This window comes from Streptomyces sp. NPDC007901 (assembly GCF_042959465.1).
Classification (GTDB): Bacteria; Actinomycetota; Actinomycetes; order Streptomycetales; family Streptomycetaceae; genus Streptomyces.
Window position 1 is genome coordinate 59,032 of sequence record NZ_JBIBKW010000024.1, and the last position, 13,534, is coordinate 72,565.

The 13,534-nt window shown below is 71.4% G+C and carries 12 protein-coding genes and 1 pseudogene; 1 reads left to right on the forward strand and 12 read right to left on the reverse strand.

The window, feature by feature from the left end:
* Positions 1-114: 114 nt before the first annotated feature.
* From ACFZDK_RS46505 to ACFZDK_RS46560, 12 genes and pseudogenes are all read right to left on the reverse strand, one after another.
* Positions 115-1,182: a polyprenyl synthetase family protein gene (locus tag ACFZDK_RS46505; protein ID WP_390982752.1), complete on the reverse strand. Its 1,068-nt coding sequence runs from the start codon at positions 1,180-1,182 to the stop codon at positions 115-117.
* 59 nt (positions 1,183-1,241) lie between these two features.
* Positions 1,242-2,744 (reverse strand): hydroxysqualene dehydroxylase HpnE, encoded by a 1,503-nt coding sequence (gene hpnE, locus ACFZDK_RS46510; protein WP_390982755.1) that lies wholly within the window; start codon positions 2,742-2,744, stop codon positions 1,242-1,244.
* Positions 2,723-2,800, reverse strand: a pseudogene (locus tag ACFZDK_RS46515) (DUF6380 family protein); the annotation flags it as partial. The pseudogene ACFZDK_RS46515 and the gene hpnE, both read right to left, overlap by 22 nt.
* Positions 2,800-3,753: a presqualene diphosphate synthase HpnD gene (gene hpnD / locus ACFZDK_RS46520; RefSeq protein ID WP_365688141.1), complete on the reverse strand. Its 954-nt coding sequence runs from the start codon at positions 3,751-3,753 to the stop codon at positions 2,800-2,802. The gene hpnD and the pseudogene ACFZDK_RS46515, both read right to left, overlap by 1 nt.
* Positions 3,750-4,652 (reverse strand): squalene synthase HpnC, encoded by a 903-nt coding sequence (gene hpnC / locus ACFZDK_RS46525; protein WP_390982758.1) that lies wholly within the window; start codon positions 4,650-4,652, stop codon positions 3,750-3,752. Before hpnC ends, hpnD begins: the two co-directional genes overlap by 4 nt.
* Positions 4,653-5,011: 359 nt before the next feature.
* A complete protein-coding gene (locus ACFZDK_RS46530; RefSeq protein ID WP_390982761.1) occupies positions 5,012-5,791 on the reverse strand; it encodes an ATP-binding cassette domain-containing protein in 780 nt (259 codons plus the stop codon).
* Positions 5,784-6,713, reverse strand: a complete 930-nt coding sequence (locus ACFZDK_RS46535) for an ABC transporter permease (RefSeq protein ID WP_390982764.1) — start codon at positions 6,711-6,713, stop codon at positions 5,784-5,786. The genes ACFZDK_RS46530 and ACFZDK_RS46535 overlap by 8 nt, the downstream gene beginning before the upstream one ends.
* Before the next feature lie 141 nt (positions 6,714-6,854).
* Positions 6,855-7,739: a glycosyltransferase gene (locus ACFZDK_RS46540; protein WP_390982766.1), complete on the reverse strand. Its 885-nt coding sequence runs from the start codon at positions 7,737-7,739 to the stop codon at positions 6,855-6,857.
* Positions 7,736-8,479 carry a CDP-alcohol phosphatidyltransferase family protein gene (locus tag ACFZDK_RS46545; protein WP_355714700.1) on the reverse strand — a complete coding sequence of 248 codons (744 nt, stop codon included), beginning with the start codon at positions 8,477-8,479 and terminating at the stop codon, positions 7,736-7,738. Before ACFZDK_RS46545 ends, ACFZDK_RS46540 begins: the two co-directional genes overlap by 4 nt.
* Before the next feature lie 13 nt (positions 8,480-8,492).
* Positions 8,493-9,554, reverse strand: a complete 1,062-nt coding sequence (locus tag ACFZDK_RS46550) for an iron-containing alcohol dehydrogenase (protein WP_390982770.1) — start codon at positions 9,552-9,554, stop codon at positions 8,493-8,495.
* Positions 9,542-10,294: a phosphocholine cytidylyltransferase family protein gene (locus ACFZDK_RS46555; RefSeq protein WP_355714696.1), complete on the reverse strand. Its 753-nt coding sequence runs from the start codon at positions 10,292-10,294 to the stop codon at positions 9,542-9,544. Before ACFZDK_RS46555 ends, ACFZDK_RS46550 begins: the two co-directional genes overlap by 13 nt.
* Positions 10,291-12,087 carry a DUF5941 domain-containing protein gene (locus ACFZDK_RS46560; RefSeq protein WP_390982773.1) on the reverse strand — a complete coding sequence of 599 codons (1,797 nt, stop codon included), beginning with the start codon at positions 12,085-12,087 and terminating at the stop codon, positions 10,291-10,293. The genes ACFZDK_RS46555 and ACFZDK_RS46560 overlap by 4 nt, the downstream gene beginning before the upstream one ends.
* Before the next feature lie 451 nt (positions 12,088-12,538).
* On the opposite strand from ACFZDK_RS46560, the gene ACFZDK_RS46565 reads away from it, so the two are divergent.
* Positions 12,539-13,480, forward strand: a complete 942-nt coding sequence (locus tag ACFZDK_RS46565) for a cation diffusion facilitator family transporter (RefSeq protein ID WP_390982776.1) — start codon at positions 12,539-12,541, stop codon at positions 13,478-13,480.
* Positions 13,481-13,534 lie beyond the last annotated feature (54 nt).

Below are 13,534 nucleotides of genomic sequence, written 5' to 3' on the forward strand. Positions count from 1 at the left end.
TTCCCCTTCTTGCAGTCGTACGAAATCGTTCTGCTGTGGGTCCGCCGTCGGCCGGTGCTGGCTGCGCGCTCGCACCGGCCGGCGACTACGCGAGGGCTATTCGACCGATAGTGATCATCTCTTTCGTACGACGACGAAGTCGGCCAGCGCCGTGAACTGCGCCCGTACCCGGTCGGGCATCTCGACCGCGTGCAGGGCCTCGATGGCGATGGTGTGCTGACGACGCGCCTCTTCGGCGGTCCACTCCCGGCCGCCGGCCTCCTCGATGAGGGCGGCGCGGGCGGCGAACTCCTCCTCGGAGAAGTTCTCGAAGTCGCTGCTCTTGGCGTCGGCGGCGAGGATCTCGCCGAGCCGCTCGGAGGCGGGCCCGCCCGCGGCGAGGGCGGCGACGACCGGCAGGGACTTCTTGCGCTGGCGCAGGTCGCTCCAGGTCTGCTTGCCGGTGGCGTCCGGGTCGCCCCAGATGCCGAGCAGGTCGTCGACGGCCTGGAAGGCGAGGCCCAGGTGGTAGCCGTACTTCTCCAGGGTGTCGGCGGTGCGGTCGTCGGCGCCGCCGAGCACCGCGCCGATGGAACTGGAGGCGGCGAGCAGGGCGCCTGTCTTGTTGCCCTCCATCTCCAGGCACTCCTCGACGCTGACCCGGTCGCGGTGCTCGTAGGAGATGTCCTGCGCCTGGCCGTCGATCAGGGCCCGGGTGGCGGTGGTGATCCGGCGGGTGGCGCGGCCGGCCTCGACGGTGCCGAGTTCGAGGAGCACCTCGTTGGCGAGGGCGAACAGGGCGTCGCCGACCAGGATCGCCTGGGCCGGGCCGTGCACCTTCCAGACGGTGTCGCGGTGCCGGCGCTGTTCGTCGCCGTCCATCAGGTCGTCGTGCAGCAGCGAGAAGTTGTGGACGAGTTCGACGGCGACGGCGCCGGGGATGCCGACCTCGGGGGCGGCCCCGGTGACCTCGGCCGACAGGACCGCGAGCGCGGGGCGTACGGCCTTGCCGCCGTCGCCGTCGGCGGGGTTGCCCTCGGCGTCGATCCAGCCGAAGTGGTAGGCGGCCACGGTGTCCATGGGAGATGCCAGGCGGTCCACGGCCGCCCGCAGTACCGGTGTGGCAAGGGTCCGGCCGCGCTCCAGGAGCGCGGTCACGTCCACCGCGTCGGCAGCCGTCTCGGCCGGTGGCACAGTGGGCACAGTTTCTCCTCTTGTTGCGGTACCGGGGGTGCGGGGGCCTGCCGCCTGCTGATCGAGCGTCACGCCGCCTCCTCGAACTCGAAGAGGCGACGGGGGCGGGGCCGACCCAGGGTGTTCAACGCGGCGTCGGCCGCGAGGACACCGCTGCGGACCGCACTCTCCATGGTCGCGGGCCACCCGGTGGCGGTCCACGCTCCGGCCAGGTACAGGCCGGGTGTTCTGGTGCGGGCGCCGGGCCGCAGCCGCCCGACGCCGGGGGTGGGGGCGAACGTCGCGGTGCGCTCCCGGGTCACGAAGAAGTCCGACACCTCGGCGCCGCGCGCGCCGGGCAACAGCCTTTCCAGCTCGGGCAGATAGCGCTCGCGCAGGTCGGCCACGGGGGTGTCGATCTCGTCCTGGGCCGCCGACTGGGACAGCGCGAGGTACTGGCCCGCGCGCAGCCCGGAGGCGTGGGTGCGGTCGAACACCCACTGGACCGGGGTGCCCAGGGCCGCGAAGAACGGCTTGGTGAGCACCTGACGGTCGTAGACCACATGGACGTTGAGGATCGGCGCGGTGCCGATCTCCAGCAGGTTCTCCGGGGCGTCCAGGGCGCCGGCCGGCAGCAGGTCGTGGGCCTCGCGCTGGGCCACGGCGAGCACCACGGCGTCGGCCGTGAGCGTCTCGCCGGGAACCTGAACGCTCCACGTCCCGTTCTCGTTGGTGGAGACGGAGGTGACGCGTGTACGGACCTCGGTACGCACGCCCGCGGAGTCGAGCGCCTTGCGGGCGAGCCGGTCGTGCAGTTCTCCCAGCGGCACATGGGCCCAGCCGATGTCGGCCGCGCCCGGGTCGGACAGCAGACCGGTCTTGAACACCATCGCGGCGAGCCCCAGCGAGGCGTCGCCCGCGACCGCGTTGAGGGTGGCGACCCCGACCAGGTCCCACAGGGCCTCGACGGCACGCGCCGACTGGCCGTGGGCGGCCAGCCAGCTGCCGAAGTCCTGTGCGTCCAGGCTCGGATCGGCGAGGTCGAGCCCCTTGAGCGCGAGCGCGGCACGCCCCACCCTGGCCCGTTCGGCGAGCGAGAGGTGCGGATAGGCGGCCAGGCTGCGCCCCAGATGCAGGGGTACGGGCAGCGGGTCGCGACGGAGCCTGCCCAGGCGCCGCCCCTCCGGCTTGGCGAGGTCGAGCACGGGCACGTCGAGGCGGTCCTGCAGCGGTGCCAGCTCCGTGCCCTCGATGCGGTCGAGGAACCAGCGGTAGGCGGTGCAGCAACGCAGGTACACGTGCTGGCCGTTGTCCACGGTCAGCTCGCCGCGCTGGAAGGAGAAGGCGAGTCCGCCGAGCCTCGGCCTGCCTTCGAGAAGGGTGACCTGGACGCCCGCGTCGGCGAGCGCGAGCGCGGCCGTGATCCCGGCGAGCCCGCCGCCGATCACGACGGCGGTGCGCCCGGACGTGATGTCGTCCTGCGTCCGTCGGGATCCCGTGCCGTCGGTCATCGTGCGCCCTCCCCCGCCTGCCCGCCGCCCCTGCGGAACGGGACAGGGCGGGCCGTCGCAGTCAGGGACGCGGCGCCGCACCGGAGGGTTGCCTGCCGTTTTTCTCCGGTGGAGTCACCTTGGCCCACTTTGTCCATCAGGCGCGCCTCCTGACGGTCAGGCGGGAGGTGTGACGCCGGGTGTCGATCCCGGAGAGGCCGCGCACGGCGACGTACGCCTTCTCGCGCCCGGGCAGCGAGACCCGGCCGCGCAGCACCGCCTCGGGTTCGCGCTCGATGCGGTCGAGCAGGCGGCGGTAGATCCCGGCCATGGCGGCGACACAGGCGCCGCTGCGCCGGTCGAGCATGGGCAGCAGCCGGTAGCCCTCGGCGAAAAGGGCACGGGCGCGCCGTACTTCGAAGTGCACCAGGCCCGCGAAGTCCGAGCCCTCCGGCGGGGTCGGCCCGTGGAACCCGGCCGAGCAGCCGAACTTGGCGAGGTCGTCGGCGGGGAGGTAGGTACGGCCGTTGCCGGCGTCCTCGCGGACGTCCCGGAGGATGTTGGTGAGCTGGAGCGCGAGCCCGAGCGTGTCGGCGTACTCCGGCGCGCGCTCGGCGCCGCGCGCCCCCGGTTCCGTGCCGAACACACCGAGCGAGAGCCGGCCGATGGCGCCGGCCACGCAGCGGCAGTAGACCTTGAGGTCGTCCCAGGTCTCGTAGGTCTCGCCGCGGACGTCCATCAGCACGCCGTCGATCAGCTCGTCCAGGCCGCCCAGCGGGATCGGGAAGGCCTGGGCGGAGTGCGCGAGGGCGACCGCGACCGGGTCGGTGTCGTCCTCGGCGACCGCGCCCTCCTGGACCCGGGCGAGCAGTGCCCGGGTGTCCTCCAGGCGGGCCACCTTCACCTCGTCGGCCAGCGCGCCGTCGCCGATGTCGTCGACGCGCCGGGAGAAGGCGTAGAGCGCGGACATGGCGCGCCGCTTGGACGTCGGCAGCAGCCTGATGCCGTAGGCGAAGTTCCGTGCCTGCTGTCCGGTGACGGTCTCGCAGTAGCTGTAGGCGGCGAGTACCGGTGCGGACACAGGTGTGGGAGAGTCCACGGTCCGGATCACCCCTCTCCTCGCAGAGTCACGCCCACCTCACGCAGCAACCGGCCCTTGCCGGGCTTGGGCGGGCCGGGAAGTACGTCGTATTCGGCGGCGGCGATCGCGTGGACCGCCGCCCTTCCCCCCGCCACGAACCCCGCGAGCAGCAGCTTCAACCTGCCGTGGACGCTACCCACAAGGGGGGCGCCTTCATTCAGGAGATCGCGGGCGCGTTGTGCTTCATATGCAACCAGTGCACGCACCGATGCGCCCGCGGATTTCCTGGCGAGATCCGCCTCCTGGACGTGAAAGCGCTTCATGTCCTCGGCGGGCAGATAGATCCGGTCGCGGCCGAGGTCCTCGGCCACGTCCTGGAGGTGTTCGACGATCTGGAGTGCGGTGCAGATCGCGTCCGAGAGGCCGATCCGCTCGGGGGTCGAGGTGTCGGTGACAGCGAGGACCAGGCGGCCGACGGGGTTGGCGGACAGCTCGCAGTAGGCGAGGAGGTCGTCGTAGGTCTCGTACCGCTTGACGAGCTGGTCCTGGCGGTTGGCGGCGATCAGGCCGAGGAAGGGCTCGGGGGTCAGCGCGCGGCGGCGGACCGTGGGCTGCAGGCGGCGCAGCAGGGGGTGGTGCGGGGTGGCGTCGAAGACGCGGCGCAGATCGGCCTCGAAGGCGTCGAGGAGGACCAGCCGGTCCTCGGCCTGCGCGTCGGGCACTCCGAGCAGGCGGGCGTCGGCGCCGCCGGGGGCCAGGTCGCCGTCGCCGATGTCGTCGACGAGACGGGCGAAGCCGTAGACCGCCATCAGGTCGTCGCGCCAGGCCTTCGGCAGGAAGAAAGGGGCCACCGGGAAGTTCTCGTCCGCGGCCTTGTCGAGGGTGCCGCGCTCCGCGTCCGCGGTGCGCTCCGAGGCGGTCGCCGTCACCGTTCGCTGCCCGGGGCGGGGACGGCGCGGCCTGCGTTGAGCTGGGGAGTTTCCGTAGCCATTGCCGTCACATCTCCCGTTCTACACTGCCGACCCAATACACACTATTTCGGACACGCCGCCCAGCAATCCACGGGGCGGCCCGGCGGAGGGTGTCGCGCATTATCGCCCCACTTGCCGCTTTCCGGGACCGGTACAGCTTACGTTGTACAACGCGTCGAGGTTCGTCGGGGTGTCCCGCAGATCACAACAACACACCGATTGGTGTCAAGATTCCTAAGGCGAGCCGGAGTTGACGTTTCCTTTGCAGACGCCGGGCCCCGCCGGAAAGGTTCCGGCGGGGCCCTGGGCGTGGCGGACTACTTGCCGGTGAACTTCTCGTACTCCTTGAGCACCTCTTCGGTCGGGCCGTCCATGCGCAGTTCACCGCGCTCCAGCCACAGGACCCGGTCGCAGGTGTCGCGGATCGACTTGTTGTTGTGGCTGACCAGGAAGACCGTGCCGGCGTGCTCGCGCAGCTGGCGGATCCGGTCCTCGGAGCGCTTGCGGAAGGCCGCGTCACCGGTGGCCAGCGCCTCGTCGATCATGAGGACGTCGTGATCCTTGGCGGCGGCGATGGAGAAGCGCAGCCGGGCCGCCATGCCGGAGGAGTAGGTGCGCATCGGCAGGGTGATGAAGTCGCCCTTGTCGTTGATGCCGGAGAACTCGACGATCTCCTCGTAGCGGTCCTTGATCTCCTCACGGGTCATTCCCATGGCGAGACCGCCGAGGATGACGTTCCGCTCGCCGGTGAGGTCGTTCATCAGGGCCGCGTTGACGCCGAGCAGCGAGGGCTGGCCATTGGTGTAGACCCGGCCCTTCTCGGCGGGCAGCAGGCCGGCGATGGCCCGCAGCAGCGTCGACTTGCCGGAGCCGTTGGAGCCGATCAGGCCGATGGCCTCGCCGCGGTAGGCGACGAAGGAGACCCCGCGCACCGCGTGCACCTTGCGCACGCCGCGGTCGTCGCCGCGCTTGACGATCCGGCTGAGGGCGGAGGTCGCGCTGCCCTTGCCGCTCTTGGCGCCGTTGACGCGGTAGACGATGTGCACGTCCTCCGCGATGACGGTGGGGATCCGCTCCCCGATGGTCTGCTCAGCCACGGCCGTAGCGCTCCTCAGCCTTCCAGAAGTACACGAACCCGCCCACGAACACGGCCACGGCCCAGGACAGGGCGACGGCCCAGACGTGCGGCGGGAGGTTCGAGGCGCCGTAGCCGTCGATGAGCGCGAAGCGCATCAGGTCCATGAAGACGGTGGCGGGGTTGACCTGGAGGAGCGTGCGCGCCCACTCCGGGCGGCCCTCCATCATCTTGGTGATCGAGAACATCACGCCGGACATGTACATCCAGGTCCGCAGCACGAACGGCAGCAGCTGCGCGAGGTCCGGCGTCTTGGCGCCCAGCCGGGCCACGATCAGGGCCAGCCCGGTGTTGAAGAGGAACAGCAGGAACAGGATCGGGACGACCAGCACCCAGGACAGGCCCGGGCGGCTGCCGAAGCCGACCACCACGGCGACCATGACGATCATCGAGAACAGCAGCTGCTGGAGCTGCTGGAGCGCGAAGGAGACCGGCAGCGCGGCACGCGGGAAGTGCAGCGCGCGCACCAGACCGAGGTTGCCGGAGATCGCGCGCACACCGGTCATGATCGAGCTCTGGGTGAACGTGAAGGTGAACACGCCGGTGACCAGGAACGGGATGTAGATGTCCTGCGGCATACCGCGGCTGGCGTGCAGGATGACGCCGAAGATGAAGTAGTACACGGCCGCGTTCAGCAGCGGGGTGGCCACCTGCCAGAGCTGGCCGAGCTTGGCCTGGCTGTACTGGGCCGTGAGTTTCGCCTGCGAGAAGGCGAGAACGAAGTGCCGGCGTCCCCAGAGCTGGCGTACGTACTCGACGAGCGAGGGCCGGGCGCCGCTCACCGCGAGCCCGTACTTGGCGGCGAGCTGCGCCGCCGTGAGGCCCTCGTCGGGCGACGGCACCGCGCTCACCGCGATCCCGCCGTCATGCGTTGTCTCACTCAAGGGTCGGAGCCTTCGTCCTCAGATTCGTCTTACGTTCGTCTTACGGAATTGTGCTACTGGACGCGACAGGTATCCGCCATCGGACACGGCCCAGGGGCGTCCGCGTGCCACGCACGCGGACGGCGCACACCTTCGAGCTTGTCAGATCACCGGGGGACGGCCCAGTCGCGTGAGCTTCCACACGGTCCGCCAGCGCATCGGGCGGCGGGGTCCGCAGGGGGTGGTCCAGCCCTCCCGGAAGCCGGCGAACCAGGCGTGCAGGGCCGGACGGGAGGGGCGGCGCACCAGGGTGAGCAGCATCCACACGCCGAGGTAGACCGGGACCAGCGGGGCGGGCAGGTTGCGGCGGGCCAGCCAGACCCGGTTGCGGGCGACCATCCGGTGGTAGACCGCGTGCCGGGAGGGGGCGGTGGTGGGGTGGTACAGCACCATGTCGGAGCGGTAGTCGATCATCCAGCCGGCGTCCAGCGCCCGCCAGGCCAAGTCGGTCTCCTCGTGGGCGTAGAAGAACTCGTCCGGCAGGCCGCCGACCTCGGCGAGGACCTGGGTGCGGACGGCGTTGGCGCCGCCGAGGAAGGTGGTGACCCGGGAGGAGCGCATCGGGTCGGAGGCCCGCAGCCGCGGCACGTGCCGGCGCTGGGTGACGCCGGTGTCCGGGTCGGCGATGCGGAAGCTGACGATGCCGAGCCTCGGGTCGGCGTCGAAGGCCTGCCGGCACAGCTCGGCGGTGTCGTGCTCGGGGAGCAGACCGTCGTCGTCGAGGAAGAGCAGTATGTCGACATCGCGGCCGCTGGGGCCGAAGGCCTCTATGCCGACGTTGCGGCCGCCGGGGATCCCGAGGTTCTCGGGCAGTTCCAGGGTACGGACGCCGTCCGGCACCTCCGGGACCGGCGAGCCGTTGCCGACGACGACCACCTGGACCCGCTCGCCGTCCTGCTTGGCGACCGAGTCGAGGAGGGCGCGCAGTTCGTCGGGGCGGTTGCCCATGGTGATGACGACCGCGCCGACCTTCAGCCCGGCGCTCACCGCAGCCTGCTCGACGCGAGGACGGAGACCAGGTGCAGCAGGGTCTGCAGCAGCGCGATCCCGGCGAGCACGGCGGTGCCGAGGCGGGTCCAGAACAGGTCGCCGTGGAAGTGGTCGGCGACGGCCAGCAGCAGGATCAGCAGCGAGGCCTCGATGCCGAGGATCAGCCGGTGGAACCGGAACAGGGCGGCGGCCCGGCGGGCCAGCGCCATCCCGGAGGACCGCATCTCGGCGGCGGCCTCCTTGACCACGGGCAGACCGGCCTGGTGGCGGGCCACGCCGACCAGGTCGGTCTCGGCCTTGATCAGGATCGCGCCGAGCGCGGCCAGGGTGCCGAGGAAGGCCCACAGCCAGTCGATACGGCCGCTGCCGAACAGGTCGGCGGCGCGCAGCCCGAGCCCGACCAGGACGGCCGCGTCGGTCAGATAGGCGCCGACCCGGTCGAGGTAGACCCCGCCCAGCGAGTACTGCTGCTTCCAGCGCGCGACCTCGCCGTCGACGCAGTCCAGGAGCAGGTACATCTGGACGCACACCACGCCGAGGACGGCGCCCCAGACGCCCGGCACCAGCAGGGCCGGGCAGGCGAGGACGCCGAAGAGGGTCATCAGGTACGTGAGCTGGTTGGGCGTGACCCTGGTGTTCACCAGGTAGCGGTCTACCCGCAGGGACACCTCACGCATGTAGAGGCGCCCCATCCAGTGCTCACCGCTGCGCCGGTCCTTGACCCCAGCGGGGTGCACGACCGGACGGAGTTCAGCTACCGATGGCCTTGACATAGTCGACGTAGAAGTCCTTGATCTGGTGGGTCTTGAGGTCGAGGTGTTCGAGGATGGTGTAGCGGCCGGGGCGGGTCTCCGGGGCGTACTCGACGACCCGGACGAACTCGTCCACGGTGAAGCCGATCTCCTCCGGCAGCACCGGCAGTCCGTGCCGGCGCAGCACATCGGCCATGTACGCGGACTCCTCGTGGGCTCCGCGCAGGTACATCGCGAAGGCCGCGCCGAGCCCGCACTGCTCGCCATGGCTGGCGGCACGCCTCGGGAACAGCAGGTCGAAGGCGTGGTTGATCTCGTGGCAGGCGCCGGAGGACGGGCGGGAGTCGCCCGACACCGACATGGCGATACCGCTGAGCACCAGCGCCTCGGCGAGCACCTGGAGGAAGTCGTTCTCCCCGATGCCGCCGGGGTGGCGCAGCACCGCCTCGCCGGCCTGCCGGGCCATGGCGGCCGCCAGACCGTCGATCTTCTCGCCGGTGACGCGGTGGGACAGCTCCCAGTCCGCGATCGCCGAGATGTTGGAGACGGCGTCGCCGATGCCGGAGCGCACGAAGCGCGCCGGGGCCTCCCGGATGACGTCGAGGTCGATGACGACCGCGATCGGGTTCGGCACGCCGTAGGAGCCGCGGCCCGCGTCGTTGTCGAGGGTGGCGACCGGCGAGCACAGGCCGTCGTGGGCGAGGTTGGTCGGCACGGCGACCAGCGGCAGGCCCACCCGGGCCGACGCGAACTTCGCGCAGTCGATGATCTTGCCGCCGCCGAGGCCCACGACCGCGTCGAAGCGGCCGGCCCTGATGTCGCCGGCCAGCCGGATCGCGTCGTCGAGGGTGCCGCCGCCGACCTCGTACCAGGTGGCGCCGGGCAGGCTCGGCGAGACGCGCTCGCGCAGCTTGGAACCGGAGCCGCCGCTGACGGCGACGGCCAGCCGGCCCGAGTGCGAGATGCGTTCGTCGGCGAGCACGCCGGCGAGGTCGTCGAGGGCACCCGGACGGATGTCGACGACGACCGGCGAGGGGATCAGCCGGGTCAGTACTGGCACGCGATCTCCCGTCCCCGGGCGAGATCGTCGTGGTTGTCGATCTCGACCCACCGGACGTCGCCGATGGGCGCGACGTCGATGCGGAAGCCGCGGTTGACCAGCTCCTGGTAGCCGTGCTCGTAGAACTGCTGCGGGTCGGTCTCCCAGACCGTCTTCAGCGCGTCGGCGAGCTCGGGGGCCGCGTCGCCCTCGATGAGGGTGACGCCGATGTACTCACCGGTCGCCTCGGCCGGGTCCATCAGCTTGGTGATCTTCGTCATGCCCTGGCCGTCACCGACGACGACCTTCATCTCCTCGTCCGCCAGCGACTTCACGGTGTCGAGGGCGAGGATGATCTTCTTGCCGTCGCCGCGGGCGGCGAGCAGCGTCTTCTCGACGGAGACCGGGTGCACGGTGTCGCCGTTGGCGAGGATCACGCCGTCCTTGAGGGCGTCCCGGCCGCACCACAGGGAGTAGGCGTTGTTCCACTCCTCGGCCTTGTCGTTGTCGATGAGGGTGAGCGTGAGGCCGTACTTCTGCTCCAGGGCCGCCTTGCGCTCGTAGACGGCCTCCTTGCGGTAGCCGACGATGATCGCGACCTCGGTCAGGCCGATCTCGGCGAAGTTGCCGAGGGTCAGGTCGAGAACGGTGATCGAGTCCTCTATACCGGCAGGCCCCACCGGCACCAGCGCCTTGGGCAGGCTGTCGGTGTAGGGGCGCAGACGCCGTCCGGCGCCGGCCGCCAGCACGAGGCCGATCATGCGGGTTCTCCTTCATCGTGTACGGCGGGGGCCCCTGCGGACACCCAGAAGCGGATGCTCTCGACGAGCACCAGCCCGGCCACGAGCACGGCGAGGACCGTGAGCGCGACCTTGAACTGCGTGGCGGTGAGCGCCGCGGCCACCACGGTGACCAGGAGCGTTCGCCCGTCCTGCCCCCCGATGGCGCGTACCAGCCAGGCCGGCGGCGCCCCGGCGTCACCGCGGATGCGGTACACCGTGTCGTAGTGATGGTAGGCGACGGCGGCCACCAGGCCGAAAGCCGCGGGAAGGGCTCCGTTCACCCCGGCTTTGCTTGCGAGGACCAGGACGGTGCCGTATTCGGCGGCCCGGAAGAGGGGCGGGACCAGCCAGTCGAGGGCGCCCTTGAGCGGGGCGGCGAGGGCCCGGCCGGAAGCGACGGCGTAGACGAACGCGCCCACGACCGGGGCCCAGGTCGCCCCGGAGAAGAGGGAGGCGGTGAGAACCGCCACTCCGCAGAGCGCCAGCAGGAGCGGGGAGCCGAGCGGGGCGCGCCTGGTGCGGGACACGAGTCCCGCGAGGGGGCCGTTGTCGGCCAGGTCGGCCAGCGCCTGGGCCGCCCGGTCGGTGCTCCCCCAGTGCTTAACGCCTGGGGGGACCCCCATCGCCTTCCGGGTCAGCGACCGCAGGACCCGCCCGGCCGTGGTGTAGGTCGCGGCCAGGGCGCAGCCGATCAGGAGGGCGTAGAAGGTGATCCGCGGGGTCGTGGCCGCCGTCAGCACGGCTATCAGTGCCCACCGTTCACCGATGGGCAGGACTATCATCCGGCGCACCCAGACCGTCCAGCCCACGCTGTCGAGCCGGTCGGAGAGCGCGGCGGTGGGGCTGGTGTTGGCGGTGGCGTCGTGGTTGGCCTCGTTGAAGGAGAAGTCGACCACGTGCCGGCAGGCCTGCAGGATCATCGCGCCGAGCGCCAGGGCCCACACGTCGTCGCCGCCGCGGGCGGCGCCGAGGGCGAGGCCGGCGTAGTAGGCGTACTCCTTGGCCCGGTCGAAGGTGGCGTCCAGCCAGGCGCCGAGCGTGGAGTACTGCAGGGAGTAGCGGGCGAGCTGGCCGTCGGTGCAGTCCAGGACGAACGAGCAGATCAGCAGGACGCCCGCGGCGACGAAGCCGATCCGGGTGCCGGTGGCCGCGCAGCCCGCCGCGACCAGCGCGGTGAGCAGGGAGGCGGTGGTCACCTGGTTGGGGGTCAGTCCGCGCCGGGCGCACCAGCGGGCGAGGTAGCGGGAGTACGGGCTGATGAAGAAGGTGGTGAAGAAGCCGTCGCGGGACTTCACGGCCGACTTCAGGCGTACGGCCTCGTCGTCCACGGCGGCGACGGCCTGCCGCGCCTCGTTGCGGGCCTGCGGGTCGGCGGGGACGGCGGCGACGAGACTGCCCAGCTCGGGGCGGTGGACGTCGGCGTCCAGGGCGGTGACGAGACCGTCGACGGCGAGGTCGGTGGAGCCGCCCGCGGCGGCCTCCCGGGTCAGCGCCCGGCTCAGGGCCTGGCGGCCGGCCGGCTGGGCGGTGACGGCGCCGGGGATGGCGGCGAGCGGGAAGCGCGGGTCGGTGAGGCCGAGGCGCAGGGCGTGCAGGTGGCCGACGAAGCGGGCGTCGACGACGGCCACGCGCCGGTCGGCGGGTACGGCCGCGAGGAGGTTCTCGGTGTCGGTGGCGTCGGAGGCCGTGAGCACCTCGAAGCCGAGCGCCCGCAGATCGCTCTCCAGTGACGATCCGGGGACGGGCTGACCGGTGACGATGGCGGTCGACAACCGAACTCACTCCCTGGGTGCGGCGCGTGGGACGCCGGTCTCTCCTGCGTGGTGGGGCGCGATGTGACTGGTGGCCCCCGGGCGGCATTCGGCAGAGGTTAGCGGATGGTGAGGACTGCTTGTTCACCGGCCGTTCATGGCACGGTCGACCCAGTCTGCCCCGGCCTTTGCCGAGATCATCATCCGTGATCCGGGCCCCGGGCCACAAACCGCGCTCGCAGAACGGGCATTGGGGACACCGCGGCGAGGGCCGCGCGGCCGGCCCCGACGGGCCACCCGGAATCCCCGCCCACTCACGGCGGGTAGCTGAGGGTGCCCTGACCTGGGGTTCGTTTCTGCAGGTCAGGGCATATGACAACGGTGTTCAGTGCCGCGTTGCCGGATACCCCCCACCCGTAGTTCACTGTGATCCCGGGCGGCACAGAGGAGCGGAACCGAGGAGGCGTATCCCATGGGGGCAGGGCACGACCACGGCCACACCCACACGCACGCTCCGGCCACCGGCACGGCAGCGGCGGCGTACCGCGGGCGGCTGCGGGTGGCGCTCGCCATCACCCTCGGGGTGATGGTGGTCGAGATCGCGGGCGGCCTGCTCGCCGACTCGCTGGCGCTGATCGCGGACGCAGCCCATATGGCGACCGACGCGCTGGGCCTCGGCATGGCGCTGCTCGCGATCCACTTCGCCAACCGCCCGGCGAGCGCCCACCGCACCTTCGGCCTCGCCCGCGCCGAGATCCTGGCCGCCCTGGCCAACTGTCTGCTGCTGCTCGTGGTCGGCGGCTATGTGCTGTACGAGGCGGTCCAGCGGTTCGTCACGCCCGCGGACACCGAGGGCGGCCTGATGATCGTGTTCGGTCTGATCGGTCTGGTCGCCAACATGATCTCGCTCACGCTGCTGGTGCGCGGGCAGGCGGAGAGCCTGAACGTGCGCGGGGCCTTCCTGGAGGTGGCGGCGGACGCGCTGGGTTCGCTGGCGGTGCTGGTCTCGGCGGTGGTGATCCTGACCACCGGCTGGCAGGCGGCCGACCCGGTCGCCTCCCTCGTCATCGGCCTGATGATCGTGCCGAGGACGCTGAAGCTGCTGCGCGAGACCCTCGACGTGCTGCTGGAGTCGGCGCCCAAGGACGTCGACATGGCGGAGGTGCGGACGCACATCCTGGCGCTGGACGGGGTACGGGACGTGCACGATCTGCACGCCTGGACGATCACCTCGGGGATGCCGGTGCTGTCGGCGCACGTGGTGGTCGGCTCGGACGTGCTGAACGCCATCGGGCACGAGAAGATGCTGCACGAGCTGCAGGGCTGTCTCGGCCACCACTTCGACGTGGAGCACTGCACCTTCCAGCTGGAGCCGAGCGGGCACGCGGAGCACGAGGCCCGGCTCTGCCACTGACGGCCCGGCGGCCACCGTCCGGAACGCATCGGTCCGGACTCCCCCGGCGTCCTT